The 20,486-nt window shown below is 69.3% G+C and carries 23 protein-coding genes; 12 read left to right on the top strand and 11 right to left on the bottom strand.

What is annotated here, in order from left to right; genetic code table 11:
• Nucleotides 1-457: 457 nt before the first annotated feature.
• Nucleotides 458-1,132 (bottom strand): lysophospholipid acyltransferase family protein, encoded by a 675-nt coding sequence (locus tag ACZ54P_RS21410; RefSeq protein WP_465463305.1) that lies wholly within the window; start codon nt 1,130-1,132, stop codon nt 458-460.
• Between the two features lie 51 nt (nt 1,133-1,183).
• Between ACZ54P_RS21410 and ACZ54P_RS21405 the strand changes: the two genes are divergently transcribed.
• Nucleotides 1,184-2,089 carry a glucosyl-3-phosphoglycerate synthase gene (locus ACZ54P_RS21405; protein ID WP_465463304.1) on the top strand — a complete coding sequence of 302 codons (906 nt, stop codon included), beginning with the start codon at nt 1,184-1,186 and terminating at the stop codon, nt 2,087-2,089.
• Here the strand turns inward: ACZ54P_RS21405 and cydC are convergent.
• The 4 genes from cydC to ACZ54P_RS21385 are packed head-to-tail and all read right to left on the bottom strand — an operon-like array spanning nt 2,075 to nt 7,368.
• Nucleotides 2,075-3,613, bottom strand: a complete 1,539-nt coding sequence (gene cydC / locus ACZ54P_RS21400; protein WP_465463303.1) for a thiol reductant ABC exporter subunit CydC — start codon at nt 3,611-3,613, stop codon at nt 2,075-2,077. The genes ACZ54P_RS21405 and cydC overlap by 15 nt on opposite strands.
• Before the next feature lie 11 nt (nt 3,614-3,624).
• Nucleotides 3,625-5,184 (bottom strand): thiol reductant ABC exporter subunit CydD, encoded by a 1,560-nt coding sequence (gene cydD / locus ACZ54P_RS21395; protein WP_465463302.1) that lies wholly within the window; start codon nt 5,182-5,184, stop codon nt 3,625-3,627.
• Nucleotides 5,185-5,193: 9 nt separating this feature from the next.
• Nucleotides 5,194-6,186, bottom strand: a complete 993-nt coding sequence (locus ACZ54P_RS21390) for a cytochrome d ubiquinol oxidase subunit II (protein WP_465463301.1) — start codon at nt 6,184-6,186, stop codon at nt 5,194-5,196.
• A gap of 3 nt (nt 6,187-6,189) precedes the next feature.
• A complete protein-coding gene (locus ACZ54P_RS21385) occupies nt 6,190-7,368 on the bottom strand; it encodes a cytochrome ubiquinol oxidase subunit I (RefSeq protein WP_465463300.1) in 1,179 nt (392 codons plus the stop codon).
• Between the two features lie 141 nt (nt 7,369-7,509).
• Between ACZ54P_RS21385 and ACZ54P_RS21380 the strand changes: the two genes are divergently transcribed.
• The 6 genes from ACZ54P_RS21380 to ACZ54P_RS21355 are packed head-to-tail and all read left to right on the top strand — an operon-like array spanning nt 7,510 to nt 10,520.
• Nucleotides 7,510-7,836, top strand: a complete 327-nt coding sequence (locus tag ACZ54P_RS21380) for a helix-turn-helix transcriptional regulator (RefSeq protein WP_465463299.1) — start codon at nt 7,510-7,512, stop codon at nt 7,834-7,836.
• Nucleotides 7,833-8,507, top strand: coding sequence for a permease prefix domain 1-containing protein (locus tag ACZ54P_RS21375; RefSeq protein ID WP_465463298.1), 675 nt, complete (start codon nt 7,833-7,835; stop codon nt 8,505-8,507). Before ACZ54P_RS21380 ends, ACZ54P_RS21375 begins: the two co-directional genes overlap by 4 nt.
• Before the next feature lie 28 nt (nt 8,508-8,535).
• Nucleotides 8,536-9,210, top strand: a complete 675-nt coding sequence (locus ACZ54P_RS21370) for a permease prefix domain 1-containing protein (protein WP_465463297.1) — start codon at nt 8,536-8,538, stop codon at nt 9,208-9,210.
• Nucleotides 9,207-9,509: a DivIVA domain-containing protein gene (locus tag ACZ54P_RS21365; protein WP_465463296.1), complete on the top strand. Its 303-nt coding sequence runs from the start codon at nt 9,207-9,209 to the stop codon at nt 9,507-9,509. The genes ACZ54P_RS21370 and ACZ54P_RS21365 overlap by 4 nt, the downstream gene beginning before the upstream one ends.
• Nucleotides 9,506-9,955: an SRPBCC family protein gene (locus tag ACZ54P_RS21360; RefSeq protein WP_465463295.1), complete on the top strand. Its 450-nt coding sequence runs from the start codon at nt 9,506-9,508 to the stop codon at nt 9,953-9,955. Before ACZ54P_RS21365 ends, ACZ54P_RS21360 begins: the two co-directional genes overlap by 4 nt.
• Nucleotides 9,948-10,520: a DNA-3-methyladenine glycosylase I gene (locus ACZ54P_RS21355; protein WP_465463294.1), complete on the top strand. Its 573-nt coding sequence runs from the start codon at nt 9,948-9,950 to the stop codon at nt 10,518-10,520. Before ACZ54P_RS21360 ends, ACZ54P_RS21355 begins: the two co-directional genes overlap by 8 nt.
• Here ACZ54P_RS21355 and ACZ54P_RS21350 read toward each other — a convergent pair.
• Nucleotides 10,517-11,011, bottom strand: coding sequence for a hypothetical protein (locus ACZ54P_RS21350; RefSeq protein ID WP_465463293.1), 495 nt, complete (start codon nt 11,009-11,011; stop codon nt 10,517-10,519). The genes ACZ54P_RS21355 and ACZ54P_RS21350 overlap by 4 nt on opposite strands.
• A gap of 401 nt (nt 11,012-11,412) precedes the next feature.
• Nucleotides 11,413-12,207 carry an enoyl-CoA hydratase-related protein gene (locus tag ACZ54P_RS21345; RefSeq protein WP_465463292.1) on the bottom strand — a complete coding sequence of 265 codons (795 nt, stop codon included), beginning with the start codon at nt 12,205-12,207 and terminating at the stop codon, nt 11,413-11,415.
• A 195-nt stretch (nt 12,208-12,402) separates the two neighbouring features.
• Here ACZ54P_RS21345 and ACZ54P_RS21340 point away from each other — a divergent pair, with 195 nt between their 5' ends.
• On the top strand, nt 12,403-12,570 hold the full coding sequence (locus tag ACZ54P_RS21340; RefSeq protein ID WP_005155393.1) for a DUF3117 domain-containing protein: 168 nt from the start codon (nt 12,403-12,405) through the stop codon (nt 12,568-12,570).
• A gap of 90 nt (nt 12,571-12,660) precedes the next feature.
• Entirely contained in the window at nt 12,661-14,136 is a 1,476-nt protein-coding gene (locus ACZ54P_RS21335) for a leucyl aminopeptidase family protein (RefSeq protein ID WP_465463291.1), read from the top strand.
• Between the two features lie 7 nt (nt 14,137-14,143).
• Here the strand turns inward: ACZ54P_RS21335 and ACZ54P_RS21330 are convergent, their stop codons facing one another.
• Entirely contained in the window at nt 14,144-14,755 is a 612-nt protein-coding gene (locus tag ACZ54P_RS21330) for a phosphatase PAP2 family protein (protein ID WP_465463290.1), read from the bottom strand.
• A 69-nt stretch (nt 14,756-14,824) separates the two neighbouring features.
• Nucleotides 14,825-15,709, bottom strand: a complete 885-nt coding sequence (locus tag ACZ54P_RS21325) for a LysR family transcriptional regulator (protein ID WP_465463401.1) — start codon at nt 15,707-15,709, stop codon at nt 14,825-14,827.
• Nucleotides 15,710-15,814: 105 nt separating this feature from the next.
• Between ACZ54P_RS21325 and ACZ54P_RS21320 the strand changes: the two genes are divergently transcribed.
• Entirely contained in the window at nt 15,815-17,044 is a 1,230-nt protein-coding gene (locus ACZ54P_RS21320) for an MFS transporter (protein WP_465463400.1), read from the top strand.
• Between the two features lie 502 nt (nt 17,045-17,546).
• On the opposite strand, the gene ACZ54P_RS21315 is transcribed toward ACZ54P_RS21320, so the two are convergent.
• A complete protein-coding gene (locus ACZ54P_RS21315) occupies nt 17,547-18,200 on the bottom strand; it encodes an O-methyltransferase (RefSeq protein ID WP_465463289.1) in 654 nt (217 codons plus the stop codon).
• A gap of 177 nt (nt 18,201-18,377) precedes the next feature.
• Here ACZ54P_RS21315 and sigE point away from each other — a divergent pair, with 177 nt between their 5' ends.
• Together sigE and ACZ54P_RS21305 are read left to right on the top strand one after the other, a co-directional pair.
• Complete coding sequence (gene sigE, locus ACZ54P_RS21310) at nt 18,378-18,998, top strand: RNA polymerase sigma factor SigE (protein ID WP_465463399.1); 621 nt, start codon at nt 18,378-18,380, stop codon at nt 18,996-18,998.
• Entirely contained in the window at nt 18,995-19,669 is a 675-nt protein-coding gene (locus ACZ54P_RS21305) for a zf-HC2 domain-containing protein (RefSeq protein ID WP_465463288.1), read from the top strand. Before sigE ends, ACZ54P_RS21305 begins: the two co-directional genes overlap by 4 nt.
• 9 nt (nt 19,670-19,678) lie before the next feature.
• On the opposite strand, the gene ACZ54P_RS21300 is transcribed toward ACZ54P_RS21305, so the two are convergent.
• Nucleotides 19,679-20,338, bottom strand: coding sequence for an LppU/SCO3897 family protein (locus ACZ54P_RS21300; protein WP_465463287.1), 660 nt, complete (start codon nt 20,336-20,338; stop codon nt 19,679-19,681).
• Nucleotides 20,339-20,486 lie beyond the last annotated feature (148 nt).

Below are 20,486 nucleotides of genomic sequence, written 5' to 3'. Positions count from 1 at the left end.
TACGGGTGATTTCTTCCCGAATCGCGGGGGGGGGGTGGTGGGTTGTTGTTGGCGTTGGGGTGAGGGGTGGGGGTTTCGGTTCCACAAAAAACCCCCCCCCCACGACCGGGTGGGCGGGCTCCTGGTGGCGTTGCTTCGGTACATGAAGGCCCCCTTCATTGCGCCTGGCGCTGTGAAGGGGGCCTTCATGTACTTGGGCTGGCGCGAAGGCCGCCTTCACGCGTGCTGCTGGTGCATCTGGGATGCGTTGAGGTGACCGGCACTTCACCCAAACCGGCCACGCCCGAAATGCGCCAAAAGTCCCCTGAGTCCCACTCGCGCGTGCAATGAAAGGTCCCTTCCTTGCAAAATTTGCAAGGAAGGGACCTTTCATTGCAGCGGCGAGGGAGCGGCGCAAGCGGCGAGGCAGGGAGCCCGAGCAGCGGGGGAGCAAGGGACCTTTGCTACCGCCCACCGCTCAGGCAGCGCTCTGACCAGGGCGTTTATGGTACGAGTCGACGTACTCCTGCCCCGAAAGCTCCAGGATCGAGTACATGATCTCGTCGGTCACCGAGCGACGGATCGCCGGCGACGAGTCCTGCCCCTCGTACCGGGAGAAGTCCAAAGGCGAGCCGTAGGTGACGGTGATCTTCGCCCGGCGCGGGATGCGCTTCCCGGCGGGCTGCAGGTGTTCGGTGCCGGAGAGCGCGACGGGGACGACCTTCGCGCCGGTCGCCAGCGCCAGCGCCGCGACGCCGGTGTGGCCGCGGTGCAGCCGGCCGTCCAGCGAGCGGGTGCCCTCGGGGTAGATCGCGAACGCGCCGCCCGCGTCGAGCACCTTCCGCGCCGCCTCCAGCGCGGCGAGACCGGCTTGGGCGTTGCCGCGTTCGACCGGGACATAGCCGAGGCCGCCCAGGAAACCCGCCATCAGTTTGCCCTTGAGCCCGCGGCCGGCGAAGTACTCCGCCTTGCCGAGGAACTTGACCTGCCGCCTCGCCGTGAAAGTGATCACGCCGGTGTCCAGCGCCGCCCGGTGATTGGGTGCCAGCAGCACCGGGCCCTTGGCGGGAATGTTCTCCACGCCGCGGATGTCGGGGCGGTACAGCGCCCTGACCAGCGGGCCCAGCACGAATCGGACGAGTAGCGGTAGCAAGGTTCCTCCATCGACAGGGTGTCGGACTCCAGCATGGCACGATCACTACTCATGAGTTGGTTCGAGCGGCGTACGTGGCAGAACCCCGATTGGACGCTCGACGACATCGTCGCCGCGAAGGGTGACCGGACGGTTTCGGTCGTGCTACCGGCACTCGACGAAGAGGACACCGTCTCCGAGGTCGTCGGCACGGTCCGGCCTCTGCTGGGCACGGTCGTCGACGAGCTGATCGTCATGGACTCCGGCTCCACGGACGCCACCGCCGAGCTCGCCGCACGCGCCGGCGCGCGGGTGGTGCGCCGCGAGGACGTGCTGCCCGAGCTGCCGCCGGTGCCGGGCAAGGGTGAGGTGCTGTGGCGGTCGCTGGCCGCGACGACCGGTGACGTCGTCGTGTTCCTCGACTCCGACCTCGTGGACCCGGATCCGGCGTTCGTGCCGACGTTGCTCGGCCCGTTGCTCTGCGAGGACGGCGTCCATCTGGTCAAGGGTTTCTACCGCCGACCGTTGCGTCTGGAGAGCAGCGGTGGCGGCCGGGTGACCGAGTTGCTGGCGCGACCGGTCCTGTCGGCGCTGCGCCCGTCGCTGGCCGGGCTCATCCAGCCTCTCGGCGGCGAGTACGCCGCGACGCGCGAGTTCCTCGAGTCGGTGCCTTTCGCGGCCGGGTACGGCGTCGAGATCGGGCTCATCCTCGACGCCGAAGCGCGCTACGGCCTCGAAGGGCTCGCGCAGGTCAACCTCGGTGTACGCAAGCATCGCAACCGTTCGCTGCTTCAGTTGGGTGTGATGGCGCGGCAGATCCTCGGGACGGCGCTGGCGCGTTGCGGCATCAAGTCCGACGATCCGGCTCAGCTCACCCAGTTCGTGCAAGTATCCGGCGATTGGCTGCCGGAGGTCGCCGAGGTGTCGATCAGCGACCGGCCACCGATGCGGGACGTGCGCGGCTTAGCCGAGTCGTAGCACCTCATCGAAGCCCGCGACGTGCGCTTCCCGGTGGGTCACGAGGACGACGGTGCCGCGCGCGGCCGCGAGAACGTCGGCCAGGACGGCGTCGCCGTGTTCCGGGCCCAGCCCCTCGACGGGCTCGTCCAGCACCAGGATCGGTGGCGCGGCGAGTACCACCCTGGCGAGCACGAGCCGCTGGCGCTGCCCGCCCGACAGAGCGTCACCGTCCGAGCCGACCTCGCGGTCCAGCGGCAGGTCGAAACCCGCCGTCGCGCAGGCTTCGAGCAGCTCGGCGTCCGCGGCGCCCGGCTTCGCGAGCAGCAGGTTCTCCCGGACCGTCGTGGCGAAGACGTGCGCGTCCGCGAGCGCGCCCGAAACCACCGACGGCAGCAGCGCGGGGTCGTACTCGTCGAGCGGTTTCCCGTTCAGGACGACCGTTCCGGAGGTCGGCGCCACGAAGCCGAGCAGCACGTTCAACACCGTCGTCTTCCCCGCGCCGCTCGGCCCCAGGATCCCGACGCGCTTGCCCGGCGGAAGGTCGAGGTCGACCTCTTCCAGCGCCGGAACCCGGCCCGGGAACCGCACACCGACGCCTTCGAGCCGCAGGTGTCCCGGTTCGGGCGCCGAGGTTCCGCGCGCGGGAGCGGGTTCGGCCAACAAGGCGCGCACTCGCTTTGCCGAAGCCTGGACCTCGACCCAGCGTTGGGCGGCCGCGGTCAGGGGCAGGACCAGCTCGAACACGGTCAGCGCGCCCAGCGCCAGTGCCGCCGTCAGCGGGGTCGAAACCCCGGCGGTCAGGGCGATCGTGACGCAGGTCAGCAGCTGGACCAGCATCCCGGCGGCGGAGAGCAGGCTGGTCCGGTTCACCGTGGCCCGCTCACGCGCGGCGAGCGCGTCGACGGCGATGTGTGCCGCGTCCACAGTGGACTCGTGGACGCCGTACGCGACCAGCTCGCGTCGGCCGGTGATCAGCTCGACCGCCCGTTCGGCGAGGTCGGCCCGTGCTGGCGCGCTCTTCTCCGCCGCTGCGCCGGTAATCCGCACGCACAGCCACGGCAGCGCGACGCCCGCGACGGCGAGGCCGAGCGCCAAGGCCAGTCCGGCCGCCGGACTGGCGATCAGCGCGACCGTGGTCGAGGCCAAGCCGACGAACGCGGCAACCCCGGCGGGCAGGAGGCAGCGGAGGATGGCGTCCTGCACCGCGTCCACATCGGACACGAGCCGGGTCACCAGGTCGCCGCCGGAGTGCCGGGAAACGCGGTGCGGCAGCAAGGAGGTGTACACCCGGGTCCGCAACGCGCCGAGGTAGCGCAGGACGACTTCGTGTCCGGCGAGCCGTTCGGCGTATCGCAGGCCGCCGCGCAGCAACGCCAGTGTCCGGACGGTGACGATCGCCACGGTCAGCGACGCCAGCGGCGGCTGCTCGGCCGCCTTCAGCAGCAGCCACGCGGCGGTGGCCATCAACGCGAGCCCGGCCAGTTCGGCGCCGGACGCGATCAGCCCGGCGCGGACCAGCCGGACGACATCCTTTGGGGTCACTGCCCAGACGTTCACGCCAGTTCCCGTTCTCTCACGGTGCCGTCACGGACTTCGAGCACCCGGCCGGCGAGCCCGGCCATCGCGGGCCGGTGGGCCACGAGTACCGCCGTCCGGCCGGCGAGCAGTTCACGGGTCGCGCCGAGCACGGCGGCTTCGGTCTCCGCGTCGAGCCGCGCGGTCGGCTCGTCGAGCAGCACCAGCCCCGCTGCGGTACGGGCGAGCGCCCGCGCGAGGCCGAGCCGTTGCCGCTGTCCCGCCGAAAGCGGCGCGCCCAGTTCCCCGATCCGCGTCCGGTAGCCGTCCGGCAGGCCGCGCACGACCTCGTCGAACGCCGCCGCACGGGCCGCCGCCTGGACGTCCGGCACCTGGCCCATGGCGATGTTCTCCTCGACGGTGCCCGCGAACAACGTCGGCCGCTGCGGTACCCACGCCGTCCCCGCCCGCCACGGCCCCGGATCCAGTTCCCGCAGATCGACGCCGTCGATCAGAACCCGGCCGGACGTCGGCGTGACGAACCCCAGCAGCACCGCCAGCAGTGTGCTCTTCCCGGAACCGCTGGGGCCGACGAGCGCGACCCGCTCACCCGCCTCGATCGTCATGTCCACTTCGGACAGTGCGACGTGGTCGCCGTACGTCACGCTGACCTTCTCCAGCACGATCTTCGGCGCGCCGCGTCGGGAAACCTGCGCACCTCGGACGACCTCCGCCGATCGGACGGCGAGTGCCGCCCGCAGGGTCGCGAGTCCCTCCGCGCTGGCGTGGAACTTCGCCCCGGCCGCCCGCAACGGCAGGTAGGCCTCGGGAGCGAGTAACAGCACCAGTACCGCGGTGTGCACGACCATTCCGCCTTCCAGCAACCGGAAACCGATCGGCACCGCGACCAGCGCCACCGACAGGGTCGCCACCAGCTCCAGTACCAGCGCGGACAGGAACGCGACCCGCAGCGTACGCATCGTCGCGTCCGTATGCGCGTCGGCCATCGCCCGCACCGTCTTCGCCTGCGCCTCGGCCCGTCCGAACACCTTGAGCGTGCCGAGCCCGCGTACGACGTCGAGGAAATGCCCGCCCAGCTTGGAAAGCAGCCGCCACTGCTTGGCTGTCTTGGCCTTTGTGTGCTGGCCGACCAGAATCGCGAACACCGGGATCAACGGCAGGGTCGCGGTGATGATCAGCGCCGACGCCAGATCCGCCGTGAACAGCCGGACGAGCACCGCGACCGGCACGATCGCCGAGAGCACCAGCGTCGGCAGATACCCCGTCAGGTACGCGTCACCGGCGTCGATCCCCTTTGTCACCAGGGTCGCGACCTCGCCGGGATTCTCCGCTTCCGCACCGAGAAGCCGCTTGCGGAGGCCGGCTTTGACCGTCGCCGCGAACCGGCCGCCGACGGAACCTTGGACGCCCGCGAGCAGCACGCGGACCGCGATGGCGGCCGCGAGCGTCCAGGTCACCCCGCCGCCGGTGAGCAGGGTCGCGAGGCCGTCCGCCTGGACGAGGATCACCACGGCGGTCAGCGTGCCGAGGACGGCCAGCACGCCGAAATGGCGTCGCAGTCCGGGAAGGGGAAGCATCGCAAGCTCCTAGAAGTGCAGCAGCGAGCGCTGGTCGACCCGGTCGCCGTTCCGTCGCCAGGTCACCCATTGGACGGCGGCGATCACCACCAAGGCGGGCGGCAGGACGAAGCTGAGCAGACCGAGCATCTCCGGGCTGCTGGCCGCTTCGGTCAGGCTCAGCGAATACCCTCCGTCCACTGAGGACATCAGGACGTCCGGCAAGCGCAGTGTCCCGACGGCCAGCACCGGCGACGCCGACAGGGTCATCGTGGCGACCAGCGCCGTCTTGTGCCTTCCAGCGCGCAGTGCGGCGAACGCGACCCCCAACGCGCCGAGCGCCAGCACGATCGCGGGCAGCACGGTCCACGACGCGGTGGTCTCGAAGGCGCCCCAGCCGACCGCCACGACCAGGAACGCGAACACGGGCGCGAGCAACGCCTTGGCCGTCCGGTTCGTACGTGCGGTGAACTCGGACGGGGCCCGGACAGCGAGGAAAGCCGCCCCCTGCAGGGCGAACAGCGCGACGAAACCGGCTCCCCACAGCAGCGCGTACGGTTCGAACGCGGCGAGAACACCGCCGATCGGCAGCCCGGCCGCGTCGAGCGGGAGCCCAAGGACGAGATTGCCGAGGAACACGCCCCAGGACACCGCCGTCACCCAGGCGCCGACGGTGATCGCCAGTGTCCAGGTGCCGCGTCCGGCGTCCGGCCGCCTGCTGCGCAACTGCACCGCCGCGGTGAACGTGACGAGCCCGAGCAGCAGGGTGACGACCGGCACGTACGCCCCGGAGAACACTTTTCCTTCCAGCTGCGGGAAAGCGCCGAACAGGACGCCGACCGCGGCCACCAGCCAGACCTCGTTGGCCAGGAAGAACGGGCCGAACGCGCCGAGCACCCGCCGCCGTTCGCCCTCGCCACGGCTGAGCCTGCCGAGCAGCATCCCGACGCCGTAGTCGTAGCCGGCCAGCGCGAAATAGCCCGCGGTCAGGAAACCGAGCACACACCACCACAGGATCACCATGGGTCAGACTCCACTCAGGACGGGAAGTTCGGCGCGAGGCGCTGTCGTCTCGTCTTCGGGTTCCGGGCCGCGTTTGGCCACCCGTGACATCAGCACCCAGTCGGCGATCGTGAGTACCGCGAACAGCACCGTGAAAGCGATGAAGGAGAACAGGAGCTGACCCGGGGGAATCGCCGCGACGGCGTCGGCGGTGGTCAGGTGCCCGCGAATCAGCCAAGGCTGACGGCCGAACTCCCGCACCAGCCAACCGAAGATGGCCGCGATGAACGGAAGCGGGATGGCCAGCACCATGAGGTACAGCAGGGGCCGCACCTTGGTGATCCAGTTCCGGTACAGCAGCAGCGTGCCGAGAATCGAGGCCAGGAAGGCGAGGAACCCGATCTGGATCATGAACCCCAGTGGGGCGGCGACGAGCGGATCCGCTCCTTCGAGCTTGCCGGGATGGTAGTCGGCGAGCGGCCCGAACTGCGCGAAGCCGAAGCCGATCACCGTCGTGCTGCCGACCAGCGAGGTCAGCACGCCGATCCGCATCGAACGCCGGAAGAATTCGATCTCCTTGGTGCGCTTGATGAAGTGGTACGCGCTGACGCCGACCACGAAGAAGCCACCGGTCATCAGCGCCGCGCTCAGGACGTGCGGCAACGACGTCACCAGCGCCGGGTTGGTGAACAGCGCGCCGAAATCGTCGAGTTTCAGCACCCCGTTCTCGGCGTGCGTCCCGACCGGATTCTGCAGGAACGAGTTGGCCATCATGATGAACAGCGCCGAGGCGTACGCGGTCAGCGTGATCAGCCAGATCAGCGCGAGGTGGACGCCTTTGTTCAGCCGCCCCCAGCCGAAGATCCACAGGCCGAGGAAGGTCGATTCGGCGAAGAACGCCACCAATGTCTCGATGGCCAGCGGTGCGCCGAAGACGTCGCCCGCGACCGTGGACAACCCGGTCCAGGTCAACCCGAACTGGAATTCCATCACGATTCCGGTGACGATTCCCAGCGCGTAATTGATCACGTAAAGCTTGCCCCAGAACCGTGTCATCCGCATCAACTCGGGTTTGCCGCCGAGTACGGAGCGTGTCTGCATCACCGCGACAAGTGTCACGAGCCCCAGCGTGAGCAGCACGAACAGGAAGTGGAACGAGGTCGTCGTCGCGAACTGGAGTCTCGCGATCGGGAGTGCGTCCATGCCGAGGCACTGTATACGTAGGCTGCCTACATGTAGTCACTAAATCTATGAAATCGGGGTGATCTAGGGGACATTCCCTGAGGTGCTTCCGGGCAGAACCCCGGTACCGGCGATGATCGACAATGTGTAGACTGTCTATCTATGAAGGCCGACAGTCTGCGCGGGCACCTCGACGCGTTGCTCCTCGCCGTCCTCGACGGCCGGAAGCTGCACGGATACGCCATCATCGAGGCGCTCCAGCTGCGCAGCGACGGTGCGCTCGACCTGCCTACGGGGACGGTTTATCCGGCGCTGCGCCGGTTGGAGCGCGCCGGATTCCTCGCCAGCGAGTGGGACGTGGTGTCCGGTCGCAAACGTCGTACGTACAAGCTGACCCGTTCCGGGCAGAAGGCGCTCGCCGCGGAACGGGTGGAGTGGCAGGAGTTCACCTCTGTCATAGGTGGTGTCCTCGGGGGGAGCACGGCATGAGCGCGATCGAGCCTTACCTCTCGGAGCTGGACAGACGGTTGAACGGGCCGGCGAGGGCCAAGGCCGATCTGCTCACGGAGGCGAGGGACGGTCTGCACGACGCGGCCGAGGCGTACCGCGAAGGTGGAGCGGAGGAGGCGGAAGCCGAAAGACGGGCCGTCGCCGATTTCGGCCCGGTCGACCTGATCGCCCGCGCCTACCAGGCCGAGCTGGGGCTTCGCCGCGACATTCGGGTGCTGTGGGAGCTGATCGTCGGTGTCCCGGTGTTCATCTTCGCCTGGGACCTCGCGCGGACGCTGAGTTCCGACGAGTGGTCGCGGTACGCGGGGTCGACACCTGCCTGGTACCTTCGCGCGATCGGCGCGGCCGACACGCTGGCGGCGCTGTCCCCGGCGGTCGCGATCGCCGGCGTGCTCGTCGCGCGGCTGCTCTCCCGGCGCGCGGACGGTCCGGCGACGGCGCGGCCGGTCTCGTTGTCCGTGGCCGGGGCCTTGGGGCTGAACCTGCTCGCACTCGCGATGTACAGCGGCGCGACCGGGCTGCTGGAGCCCACCCGGCTGATCATCAGCGTGCCGTGCGCGGTCCTGTCGGGGGCGTGGATCTTGTTCAGCATGCGGCTCACGGTCGCCGCGCGCCGCCACCGGCGGCTGGAAATGGCGATCGCGGCCTGACCGCGCGGAGTTTCGGGAGCACTACGGCATGACTGTGATCGAGGCCTATCTCGGTGACCTGCGCACGCGGCTCGACGGCCCGGCGTCGGCGAAGCGGGATCTGCTGCGCGAAGCGCGGGACGGGCTCAACGACGCCGCCGACGCCTACCGTGAGGGCGGGTGGAGCGACCACGAAGCGCAGCGGCGGGCCGTCGACGATTTCGGGCCGGTGCACCTGATCGCGCAGGGCTACCAGGCCGAACTCGGGATGCACAGCGGCACCCGCACGCTCTGGAAACTGATCCTCGGCGTGCCGTTGATGCAGCTCGCCTGGGACTTCGCCCGCAAGTGGACCTTCGGTGACTGGTCGCAGTTCGCGACGCCGACACCGGCTTGGTACAAGTACATCGTCCAGTTCACCCACGGTTCGGTGTTCCTCGTCCCGGTGCTGGGCCTTTTCGCGCTCGTCTGCATGCGCTGGCTCTCGCGGCGGATGGACGGCGTCCGGCTGGTCCGGACCGCCGGCGTGCTGATCGGCGAGGCCGTCGGGCTGAACCTGCTTTCGGTGGCACTGCTGGTATTCGCCACCGGGTTCATCGACGCGTCGCGGCTGTTCCTGTCCGTGCCGTGCGCGATCCTGATGGTCGTCTGGGTGGTGCTCAGCGTGCGACTCGCCTTGCTGGCGAGACGATCGTGGCGTTCGTGTGCCACGATCGTCGCGTGACGACCGCCCTGATCTACCTCGTAGTCATGCTGCTGGTGGCCGCAGTGGTGTTTCTGCTGGCCGCCGTGGTGTTCGGCCGGGGTGAGGAACTGGCCCCGCTGCCGCCCGGCAGCTCGCCGACCAGGCTGCCCGCCGAGGACATCACCGCCGAGGACGTCAACGCCGTCCGCTACCAGCTGGTGCTGCGCGGGTACAAGATGTCCGAAGTGGACTGGGTGATGCGGCGGCTCGGCGTCGAGATCGACGAATTGCGCGCCAGGGTGGCGGAGCTGGAGGCCGAGCGCGAGGGCGCCAGGTGACCGACGTCGTCGTCTCCGTCGATGTCGCGGTACCGGCCGGGACGGCTTGGCTCGCGCTGACCGATTGGGAGCGCCAAGGCGAGTGGATGCTCGGCACCGAGGTCAAGGTCGTCGAGGGCAACGGGCGCAGTGTCGGCTCGAAGCTGTCGGCCTTCACCGGCGTCGCGGGGATCGGGTTCACCGACACCATGGAGATCACCAGCTGGGAACCGCCGCTGCGCTGCGTCGTGCGGCATCTCGGCAAGATCGTGCAGGGCACCGGGGTCTTCCAGGTGATCGAGAAGGGGCCGCATTCGTCGACCTTCGTCTGGGCGGAGCATCTGCGGCCGCCGTTCGGCGTCGTCGGGCGGCTCGGCTGGCCGGTCGCGAAACCGGGCTTCGAGCTGGGATTGCGGCTGAGCCTGCGAAGGTTCGCGAAATACGCGGAGGGGTACCGGGTTGGCTGAGGCGGGTCTGCTGGGTTCGGACGGGGTCAAGCGGTGTTCGTGGGGTAACTCCGCCCCGGACTACGTCGAGTACCACGACACCGAATGGGGCATCGAACTCCACGGTGACGAGGAGTTGTACGAGCGCCTGTGCCTGGAGTCGTTCCAGTCCGGGCTCTCGTGGATCACGATCCTGCGGAAGCGGGAGTCGTTCCGGAAGGCGTTCAAGCAGTTCAAGCCGGAGAAGGTCGCGGCCTTCACCGACGACGACGTTGCACGGCTCATGGAAGACGCGTCGATCGTCCGGAACCGGGCGAAGATCCTGGCGGCGATCAACAACGCCCGGGCGATCGAGCAGCTGGACGGTTCGCTGGACGACCTGCTGTGGTCATTCGCGCCTGAGTCGCATGTCCGGCCGCGCACGATGGCGGACGTTCCGGCGATCACGGACGAGTCGAAGGCGCTGGCGAAGGAACTCAAGAAGCGCGGCTTCGTCTTCCTGGGGCCGACGACGTGTTACGCGCTGATGCAGGCGACCGGGATGGTCGACGACCACGTGAAGGACTGCTTCCGGGCGAAGGGCTAGCTCAGCTCAGCTCGGGCGTGGAGGTCTTCGGCCAGCCGTTGGAGCGGTCGGTAGGTGCCGTCGAGCTCGATCACGCCACCGTCGCGCAGTTCGATGGTGCATCGCGCGGCGTACGCGATGGGGACGACGTAGCTGAACCAGTACTCGGTGCTCTTGTAACGCACGGAGCGGACTTCGGCCCATGTGATCGCGTGCGGGACCTTGCGTCCGTAGACCTCCGCGAAACCGCCGGTGAAGACGTAGAGGCCGCCGTCGAGACGTTTCCGCGTCGAGGCGCACCACCACAGGAAGAGCGGCGGCCACACGAACAGCACTATGGCCAGTGCTCCCGTCAGGTCACCTTCGCGGATCCCGAGCGCGAGAGCGCCCGCGAGTGGCGCGAAGGCGAAGAAGGTACCGACCACCCCTGGTCGACGGCGGTAGCGACGAAGGCAGTCGCCGAGGTCGTGTTCCGCGGCTTTCGCCTTGAGGTGGGGCGGCGTCGGGAGCACGTCAGGATGTTAGCCGTGGCGGCTCGGTACTCGATCCCAAAAGCACCTTTTCCTCCTGAGGTTCAGAGCGCGTGTCACGGGTCCCTCAGTGGCGTGACCAAGGTCCCGATCCGGAGCAACCTCGCGACGATGTGGGAATTGGGCCACTCACTGTCCCGATTCCCACATCGTCACCGAGTCGACCTGCTCAAGCCTCACCCCGGGCCACCACGCTCCGGCACCCTCACGCGGGTGAAGTACATGATGGCCCCCTTCCTTGCGCCAGGCGCAAGGAAGGGGGCCATCATGTACTGGGGAAGAGAGCCTACGCGGCACAGGGCTCGGTCAAGGTACTCGCCACCCAACGACCCCGCTCCCTCGGAACCGCCCGATGAAAAAGATTCATTGCACGTCGCGAACGGCTACTTGCCCTGGAAGTCCGGCTTGCGCTTGCCCACGAACGCCTCGACGGCCTCGGTGTGATCGGCCGTCGCGCCGAGCGCGGTCTGGGCCTCGTCCTCGGCGGCCAGCGCGGCTTCGAGGGACGACTCGGCGGCCACCGACAGGACGCTCTTGATCTTCGCGTACGCGACCGTCGGGCCCGCCGCGAGCTTCGCGGCGACCTTCTGCGCGCGAGCCGCCAGTTCCTCGTCCGGGACGACCTCGCCGACCAGGCCCAGCGTCAGCGCCTCGGCCGAGTCGACCGTGCGCGCCAGCAGCATCAGCTCGGCCGCGCGGCCGAGGCCGATCAGCCGCTGCAGCGTCCAGGACGCGCCCGAGTCCGGGCCGAGGCCGACATTCGCGAACGCCATCAGGAAGTTCGCCGACGTGGCCGCGATCCGGAGGTCACTCGCGTAGGCGAAGGCCGCGCCCGCGCCCGCCGCGGGCCCGTTCACCGCCGCGATCACCGGCTTCGGCATCCCCACGATCGTCTTGACGATCGGGTTGTAGTGCTCCTTGACCGTGTGTAGCGGCGCCGGATCACCCGCTTGCAGCAGTCCGACGTGCTCCTTCAGATCCTGCCCGGCGCAGAACGCCTTGCCGGAACCGGTCAGCACGACCGCGCGGACGCTGTCGTCGGCCGCGGCCTCGGTCAGCCCCGCCAGCAGCAGTTCCTTGAGTTCGACGGTCAGCGAGTTGTACGCCTGCGGCCGGTTCAGCGTGAAGGTGCGCACGCCATCGGCGTCGGCGGTCAGCAGAACGTCGGATGTGGTCACGGGATCTCCTAGTCGGCGAAACTGCGGTCTGGGGGAAGTCTTTCAGCCTCGCGAGCCGCATACCAGCACCGATACGGCGGCAAAAGATCGGTCCGCGTTCGCGCTCGGCCGCTGATGAGGGACAATGGACAGTAGACCCGGCTGGCTTTGACGAGCGCGACCCGGGCGCGCCGGTTGAGACGGAGGGAGCACGCTATGGCGGCCATGAAGCCCCGGACCGGAGATGGTCCCCTCGAAGTGACTAAGGAGGGGCGGGGCCTCGTGATGCGCGTACCACTCGAGGGTGGTGGGCGCCTCGTCGTCGAACTCTCCGCGGAAGAAGCGAAGGATCTCGGCGCTGCCTTGCAGGAGGTCACCGGCTGAGCCGGACCGCACCTACGTTCAACCACTCGCACCCCGGTCTCCCTTCGGAGGCCGGGGTCGCGGTTCATCTGCGCCCGGAGGTCGCTCACTGTGCGTAACCCGCTACCCCCCGTTCCGGGGAAGCTGCTCGAACTCGAGGTCTCGGCCGACCCGCGGCGCGGTACGCCGCTGGCCACGCTGATCGCGGCGCCGTCCGAAGAGGACGGTGACGGCGGCCTCGACGAGATCGAGGGCGTGCGGCCCACCGGCAAGGCCGGTGACGTGCAGACCGTGCCGACCGGCGGCACCCGCTGGCTGGCAGGCGTCGGCGACGGCGAACCGCGCCACTACCGCAAGGCCGGTGCCGCGCTGGTCCGCGCCGTCTCGGCGACGCTGGACGAGGACGTCAAGGCGGGGCAGAAGGCGTTCCGCGCCTTCGCCGTCGAATTGCCCGAAGACGCCGGTGCCGAGCACGTCGAGGAACTGGCGTTCGGTCTGCTGCTTGGCGGCTACCGGTTCACGGTGACGGCCGAGGAGCCGAAGCCGAGCCTGCGGACGGTGCGGTTGCTGACCCGCCACGAGCGCGCCGTGCCCGCGTACGAGAAGGCGTTGGAGCGGGTCCGGGAACTCGCCGCGGCCGCCTCGTTCGTGCGCGATCTGGCGAACGCGCCTTCGAACGTCAAGACGCCGGCCTGGCTCGCCGACACCACCGCCCGCGTGGCGGGTGGAATCCCGAACCTGACCGTCTCCGTACGGGACGAGAAGTGGCTGGCGGAGCAGGGCTTCGGCGGCGTCCTGGCCGTCGGCGGCGGCTCGGCCGCGCCACCCCGGCTGATCGAGCTGGAGTACCGGCCGCGAGGGGCGACGACGCATCTGCTGCTGGTCGGCAAGGGCATCACCTTCGACACCGGCGGTCTCTCGATCAAACCGGCCGACGGCATGCACCTCATGCGCACCGACATGGCGGGTGGCGCGGCGATCATCGCCGCCGTCCGCGCGATCGCCGCGCTGCGCCTGCCGGTCAAGGTGACCGGGCTGGTGCCCGCCGCGGAGAATCACGTGTCCGGCTCGTCGTACCGGCCCGGCGACATCGTCCGGCACTACGGCGGCAAGACGACCGAAGTGGGCAACACCGATGCCGAGGGCCGCATGGTGCTGGCCGACGCGCTCGTCTACGGCATCAAGAAGCACAAGCCGGACGCCGTGATCGACGCGGCGACGCTGACCGGTGCGATGAAGGTTTCGCTCGGCGTCCGCACCGGCGGCGTGTTCGCCACCGACGACGCGCTCGCGGAGCGGGTCACGAAGGCGGGCGAGCGGGTCGGCGAGGCGTGGTGGCGGATGCCGCTGCTGGAGGACCTCGCCGAGACCGTGCAGGGCTCGCTCGGCGACGTCCGGCAGGCGCCGGGTGGCCCCGGCGGCATCGTCGCGGCGCTGTTCCTGCGGGAGTTCGTCGGTGACGTGCCGTGGGCGCATCTCGACATCGCCGGGCCCGCGCGGGCCGACAAGACCTACGCCGACGTCGTGCCCGGAGCCACCGGTTTCGCCGCGCGAACGCTGGTCGAACTGGTCGCTTCCTACGCCTGACCTGCTGTTACGTGCGGGGCGGGAGCAAGGGACCTTTGCTATCGCCCCGCATCGGCAGCCGCGGCATGGGCTGGGTCGGGGCGTCACCCGCGTGCGCGGTCAGGCGCCGGGCGAGCCGGGTCGCGGGGCCGGTCAGGAAACGGATCACGAGCCACGCCGTCACCGCGCCGAGCGCGAACCCGGCGAGGACGTCGTGCGGATAGTGCGCGCCCACGAACACCCGGCTGAAGCCCATCAGCAGAGCGCCCGAGAGTACCCACGGCGCGAGGCGCCGCCAGGTCAGTGCCAGTCCGACGGCGGCGGCCGCGGCGATCGTGGAGTGGTTGCTGGGGAACGACCAGTCGGTGGCCGGTGGGCAGTCGACGAGGGTCACGAGGCCCCGGCACGGCCGGTCCTCGCGGATCACGCTCTTCGACATTTCGCTGAGCAGATAGGCGAGCACCGTCGCGGCGGGAACCAGCAGCGACACCGCGAGCCGGGTGGGCGAGGTACGCGCCCGCCAGAAGGCCCAGACCATCAAGGCGGCCAAGATCAGCAGGCCCGCGTCGGTGAACAGGACACCTGATGCCTGCAGCCAGCTGGGGCTCTCACCCGCCAACTCCACGATGTCGTCGTACATTCACCCGAAGTTAGCGAAGTGACTTCCTCGCCGGAGTGGACGAACGGCAGCGACCGACCCTGACGATCGTCATCGGGGTTGGGCGCGGACCCGCTCCCGGAACCGCGCGACCGCCGGTGGCAGGACGACGTCCTTGCGCCACGCCAGCCCGATGGTCCGCCCGACCGGTGGCACCAGCGGGACTTCGGCGACGCCCGCCGGGCTGCCGGGTTCGAAGCGGGGGAGCAGTGCCACCCCGAGCCCGGCCGCGACCAGTCCGCGCACGGTGTCGGACTCCTGCCCTTCGAAGGCGATCTTCGGTTCGAAGCCGGCCGCGGCGCACAGGTCGTCGGTGATCGTGCGAAGGCCGTAGCCGGTCTCGAGGAGGACGAATTCCTCGTCCTTGAGGTCTTCGATGGCGGCGCTCGGCTGGCCGGCGAGGCGGTGCGAGGTCGGCACGGAAAGGAAGATCTCCTGCTCGGCGAGTACGGCGGTGTCGAGGAGCGGGTCGTCGACGGGGGCGGGCGCGAGCAGCGCGAGGTCGAGTTCGCCGCTGGTCAGCCTGTCGACCATGTCCTGCCGAGAGCCTTGGACCAGCGTGAAGCGCACGTGGGGGTGGTCCGCGCGGTAGCCGCGGAGCAGCGTGGGGACCAGCGACCGGCCGAGCAGGTGCAGGAAGCCGAGGACGATGTGACCGGATTCGGGGTCGACCTCTTCCCGGGCTTGGCGGACTCCGGTGTCGACGGCGGCGAGGGCGCGTTCGGCGGCGTCGGCCAGCAGTTCCGCGGCCCGGGTGAGCCGGATGCCGCGGCCGTCGGGGACGGTCAGCGGGGCGCCGAGCGCGTCGCCGAGCGCCGAGATCCGGCGGCTCACCGTGGGCTGCGGGACGCCGAGGAGTTCGGCCGCGCGTGTGACGTTCGTCGTACGGCGGAGCGCGGTGAGGAGCGCGAGCTGGGGAGCTAGCTGGGCGGTCATCCTTTCATTCAGCATGGTATGGATTGTGGCAGGTGAACGTATTAGACGTATTGGTTAGCCGGGCTTAGCTTCGAGGACGTGCCTGCCACCGGAACCACACGTCGCGTGACGATCGCCGTCGCCGCGGCGGGGATCTCCTCGTTCGCCCTGCTCTACGCGCCGCAGCCGGTGCTGCCGCAACTGGCCGAGCAGTACCACCTCGATCCCGGCGGCGCTTCGCTCGCGGTGAGTGTCGCGACCGGCGCGCTCGCGATCGCCGTATTGCCCATCGCGGCGCTTTCCGAGGTGGTGGGACGGCGTCCGGTGATCATCGCTTCGGTGGTCGCTTCCGTCGTGTTCGGTTTTCTGCTGCCGCTGGCGCCCAGCTATCCGGCACTACTCGTGCTGCGGGCGCTCCAAGGAGTCGCCATCGCGGGCTTCCCCGGAGTCGCCGCGGCCTACCTCGCGGAGCGGCTCGGCAAGGCCGGGCTCGCGGCGGCGGTGGGCGCGATGATCGCCGGGAACACCGTCGGCGGGATGGTCGGCAGGCTCGCGGCGGGGTTCACCGCCGGTCCCTTCGGCTACCACGGCGCGCTGATCGTCGTCGCGGCGATCGGGCTGGTCTGCACGGTGGTCACGGTGCTCGCCCTGCCGCGGGGGGAGCAAGGGACCTTTGCTCTCACTCTCGCGGATCGTCGCAGGTCAGAAGTACTACGCGAGCAGGGCCGAGCGGTCCTCGCGGGGCTCGGAGCAGCCGTCCGAAAGCCGGTCCTCCTGGTCCAGTACGCCGTCGCGCTCTTGGCGATGGGCTCGTTCGTCGCGCTCTACAACGCCGCCGGATTCCGGCTGACCGGCGAGCCGCTGGACCTCTCGCCCGCAATCGCGTCGCTGGTCTTCCTCGCCTACGCGATGGGCTCGGTCTCGTCGGCGACCGCGGGCAAGCTCGTCGACCGCTTCGGACGTCGCCGGTCGCTCGTTGGCGCTTTGCTGCTCACGATCGCCGGAGCGGCGTTGACGCTGCCCGATTCGCTGCCGCTCGTCATCGCCGGGTTCGTCGTGCTGACCGGTGCCTTCTTCGCCGCGCACGCCGTCGCCAACGGCTGGGCCGCCGCGGAGGCGCCCGAGAACGCTCGCGGCCAGGTGGGCGGGCTCTACACCCTTTCGTACTACCTCGGCAGCAGCGTCGGCGGAGCCGCCGGGGCGAGCGTCTACGGGCACGCGGGCTGGACCTGGCTGATCGCGCTCACCGCCTGCTGGTTGGCCCTCGCGGTGGCCGCCGTGGTCGCGGTGGTCCCCAAGTCCGTGAAGGCCTCCTTCCCTGCCCTCAAGGTCAGGGTGGCTGCGAAGCCGAGGTAGAACGGTTCTGGGGGAAGTCGTGAGTGGTAATGAAGGTTATTGAGAAGAAAGACAAACATGGCGTGTCGCAAGCGACGTCGGCTCGTGCTGCGGCCTGATGTCCCCAATGTGGCATTGGGGACGCTGATCGTCTCCACTGCCGCAATGGGGACATGCCCGCCTCCCGATTGCCTGTTCACACCACCCGGGGGTGACCAGGCTCCCCAGCCCCAAGGAGGTGTGGCGAAAGCCGCTTTCGCAACGCCAAGCCTGACCCCAGGGCATGCCACCTTGGCCATACCTCTCCCGATGAGGGTTAGTGAGGGACGAGGCGCAGGTGTCGTGGTCGGCCACCTATACGGTGCGCGTTCTCGCGAAGGCGGCGCCCGACACCTTCGGGACGCCACTGCCCAGTGCCGAAGCCTGATGCCCAGCGTCTCACAAGCCCTCCCAACCACGGCACCTTTGCCTTACCCCTGGTTGGAACGACCCAAATCACTCACGACCCCCTCGCGAAACCTTGCTACGCGATCGCGGCGACCAGCAGCCCGCCGCCGACCGGCAGCAGCGCCGGAACCAGCCGCTCGTCCTCCCGGAAGGCGCGCGCGACCTCGCGCAGCGCCAGCGTGTCCGGATCGCGCCGTGAGGGATCCGTCACCCTGGTGCCCGAGACGTTGTGGAACGCCAGTATCCCGCCGGGCCGAAGCAGCGCGACGGCCTTCTCGTAGCAACTCGGGTACTCGATGGGCGCCGAGTCGACGAACACCAGGTCGTAGCCGCCGGGGGTGAGCCGGGGGAGGACGTCGAGCGCGCGGCCCATGATCAGCCGGGTCCGCCCCGGCGGGTAGCCCGCCTCACGAAACGCCGCCCTCGCCGCCCGGTGGTACTCCGGTTCGATGTCGATCGAGGTCAGGATCCCGTCCTCGACCATGCCCCTGAGCAGGCATAACCCGCTCACCCCTGCCCCGGTCCCGACCTCGACGACGGCTTTCGCGCGCAGCGTCGTGGCGAGGAAACGCAAGGTCGCGCCGGCGCCCGCGCTCAGCGGACCGCACCCCAGATCGGCCGACCGCGCCCGCGCGGTGGCCAATACCTCGTCGTCGGGGTGGTACCCGTCGACGATGAGGCCGGCGTCGGCGGTCTCGGCAGGCGAGCCCGCATGCGTCCCGGAATTCACACGCGGAGGTTAGCGCTGCTTATCGACAAAAGAGCGAAGACTCCCTGGTACCGAGTTCTCAGCCTCCTCTCAGTCCAGTCTCACTAGAAACATAAGCAGGCCGGACAGACTGGTCCTCGACAACGGGAACACCGTGCACATCGCCCGCGTTGGGTGGAGTAGTTGGGAGAGACGCTGATGGAGGTGCCTACTTCCCCGATGCAGGAAACGATGCAGGACCAGCACGCGGACCAGGTCACACCGGTGACCGTGGACGAGGCCGCATGGACGCCGCCGTCATGGGACGAGGTCGTGCGTGAGCACGCCGACCGCGTGTACCGGCTGGCGTACCGCCTGACCGGTAACGCCCACGACGCCGAGGACCTGACGCAGGAGACCTTCATCCGGGTCTTCCGCTCCCTCGCCTCCTACAAGCCCGGCACGTTCGAAGGCTGGCTGCACCGCATCACCACTAACCTCTTTCTCGACATGGCCCGCCGCCGCTCGCGCGTGCGGATGGAAGGCCTCCCCGAGGACACCGACCGCATCGTCGGTGACGACCCGAGCCCCGAGCAGGTCTACTCGGACACGCACCTCGACCCGGACCTGCAGGCCGCGCTCGACGAGTTGCCGCCCGAGTTCCGTGCCGCGGTCGTGCTGTGCGACGTCGAAGGCCTCTCGTACGAGGAGATCGGCGCCACCCTCGGTGTCAAGCTCGGCACCGTGCGCAGCCGGATTCACCGTGGCCGCCAGGCGCTGCGCGCTTCTTTGGAGCGTCGTCGCGCCGCGGCGCCGGAGTCTGCGAAGGTGGGGGTATGACCGCACCGCGAGGTTGGGGGCTCCCCGAGTCGCATCTGCTTCCGGACGCCATCGTCGCCTTCGTCGACGGCGAGCTGTCCCTCGGCGCCCAAGACAGGGCGTCGGCGCACATCGCTCGCTGTCAGTCCTGCGCGGCCGAGGTGGCGGCACAGCGGCAGGCCGTCGCCGCCGTGCGGCAGGCGGGCGCACCGTCGATGTCGGCGGGTTTCCTGGCGAGCTTGTGCTCCATCCCGCAGAACACCGAACTTCCCAGCGCGCCGGACAATCTGGCGATGACCGCGGACGGTCAGCTGGTGGCCATTCAGCGGCCCGACAGGGTCGCCGGCCTGCGCGACACCGGCGTATTGGGTGGTGCGGCGCCGTTGGGATCATCGGCACCGCTGGGTCAGTCGCCGAACGTCCTCGGCGGCGGGCGGTTCGGCCTCGCCCGGCGCAAGTACGCGCAGGGCGCCGGAGTCGTCGTCTCGGGTCTGGTGCTGAGCGCCCTGGCCCTGGTCGCGACGTCGGGTGACGGCACCGAAGACCAGCCGGGTCCCTCCTTCACGCCCCCGCAGGGCGTCAACGCCGGTCTGCTGCCCGCGCAGCTGGGCGGCGGCCACTCCGAACCGCCGCGCAGCCCCGCGCCGAGCCCGAGCACGTCGACGGCGCCCGTGCCGGTGTCGGCCCGCTGATCTGCTTCGTCAGGGCTTGACGAAGCAGATCGTCGCGTTCTTGAACTTCTGTGTCGCGCCGTACGACGTGTACGAGATCACGTCTACTGTGCCCTCTTTGCACGGGCTGTCCACGAAGCTTGCCTTGTCGAACACCTCGCTGATCTTCAGCCGCGCTCCCGAGCAGTTCACCAGCGGCGGCGGGGTCTTGGTCTCGATGTCGTCGAAACACAGTCCGACCTGGGCGTTGATTCCCAGGCAGAGGCCGACGCCTTCACCGCGCAGCGGGGTCGGTACCGAGTAGCTATAGAAGCCCTTCGGGCAATCGCCCTTGACCGTGCCCTTCACGCTCACGACGTACGGCGTCTGCGGGTTGTCGCAGGCGGCCTTCGCCGCATCGGCCTCTTTCCCGGCGCCGGTCAGCTGGACACAGTCGCCGACCTCCAGTTTGGTGGCCTGCTTCTCCGGCCCGGCGGCCGCCTTCATCACGAAGATCAAGCCGATCCCGCCGCCGACCACGACCAGCGCGGCGACGAGCAGCAGCACCTTCACCTTGGTGGACAAGCCCTTCTTCTTGGGCGGCTGCTGCGGCCGGCCCTGCTGCTGTGGCCACTGCTGCTGCGGCGGCCATTGCTGTTGCGGGTGAGCGACGTTGTGGGGCGGAAAAGGAGCCCCCGGGTTCTCCGACATGACCGTTAGACTGCCAGAGGTGAGACATGGTTGCCGCAAGTGTCACATTTTTTGGCCGATGCGGGGAATCAACGCGCACTTCACCGTGGTCACGGCAGAATCAAGGGCGAGGCTTGGCGTACTCTCGCGTCCGGCCAACCTGATCTCA

The sequence above is a fragment of the Amycolatopsis sp. NPDC034160 genome (assembly GCF_055575355.1).
Note: the sequence above shows the minus strand (reverse complement) of the source record. Positions and strands in the feature narration are given on the sequence as shown.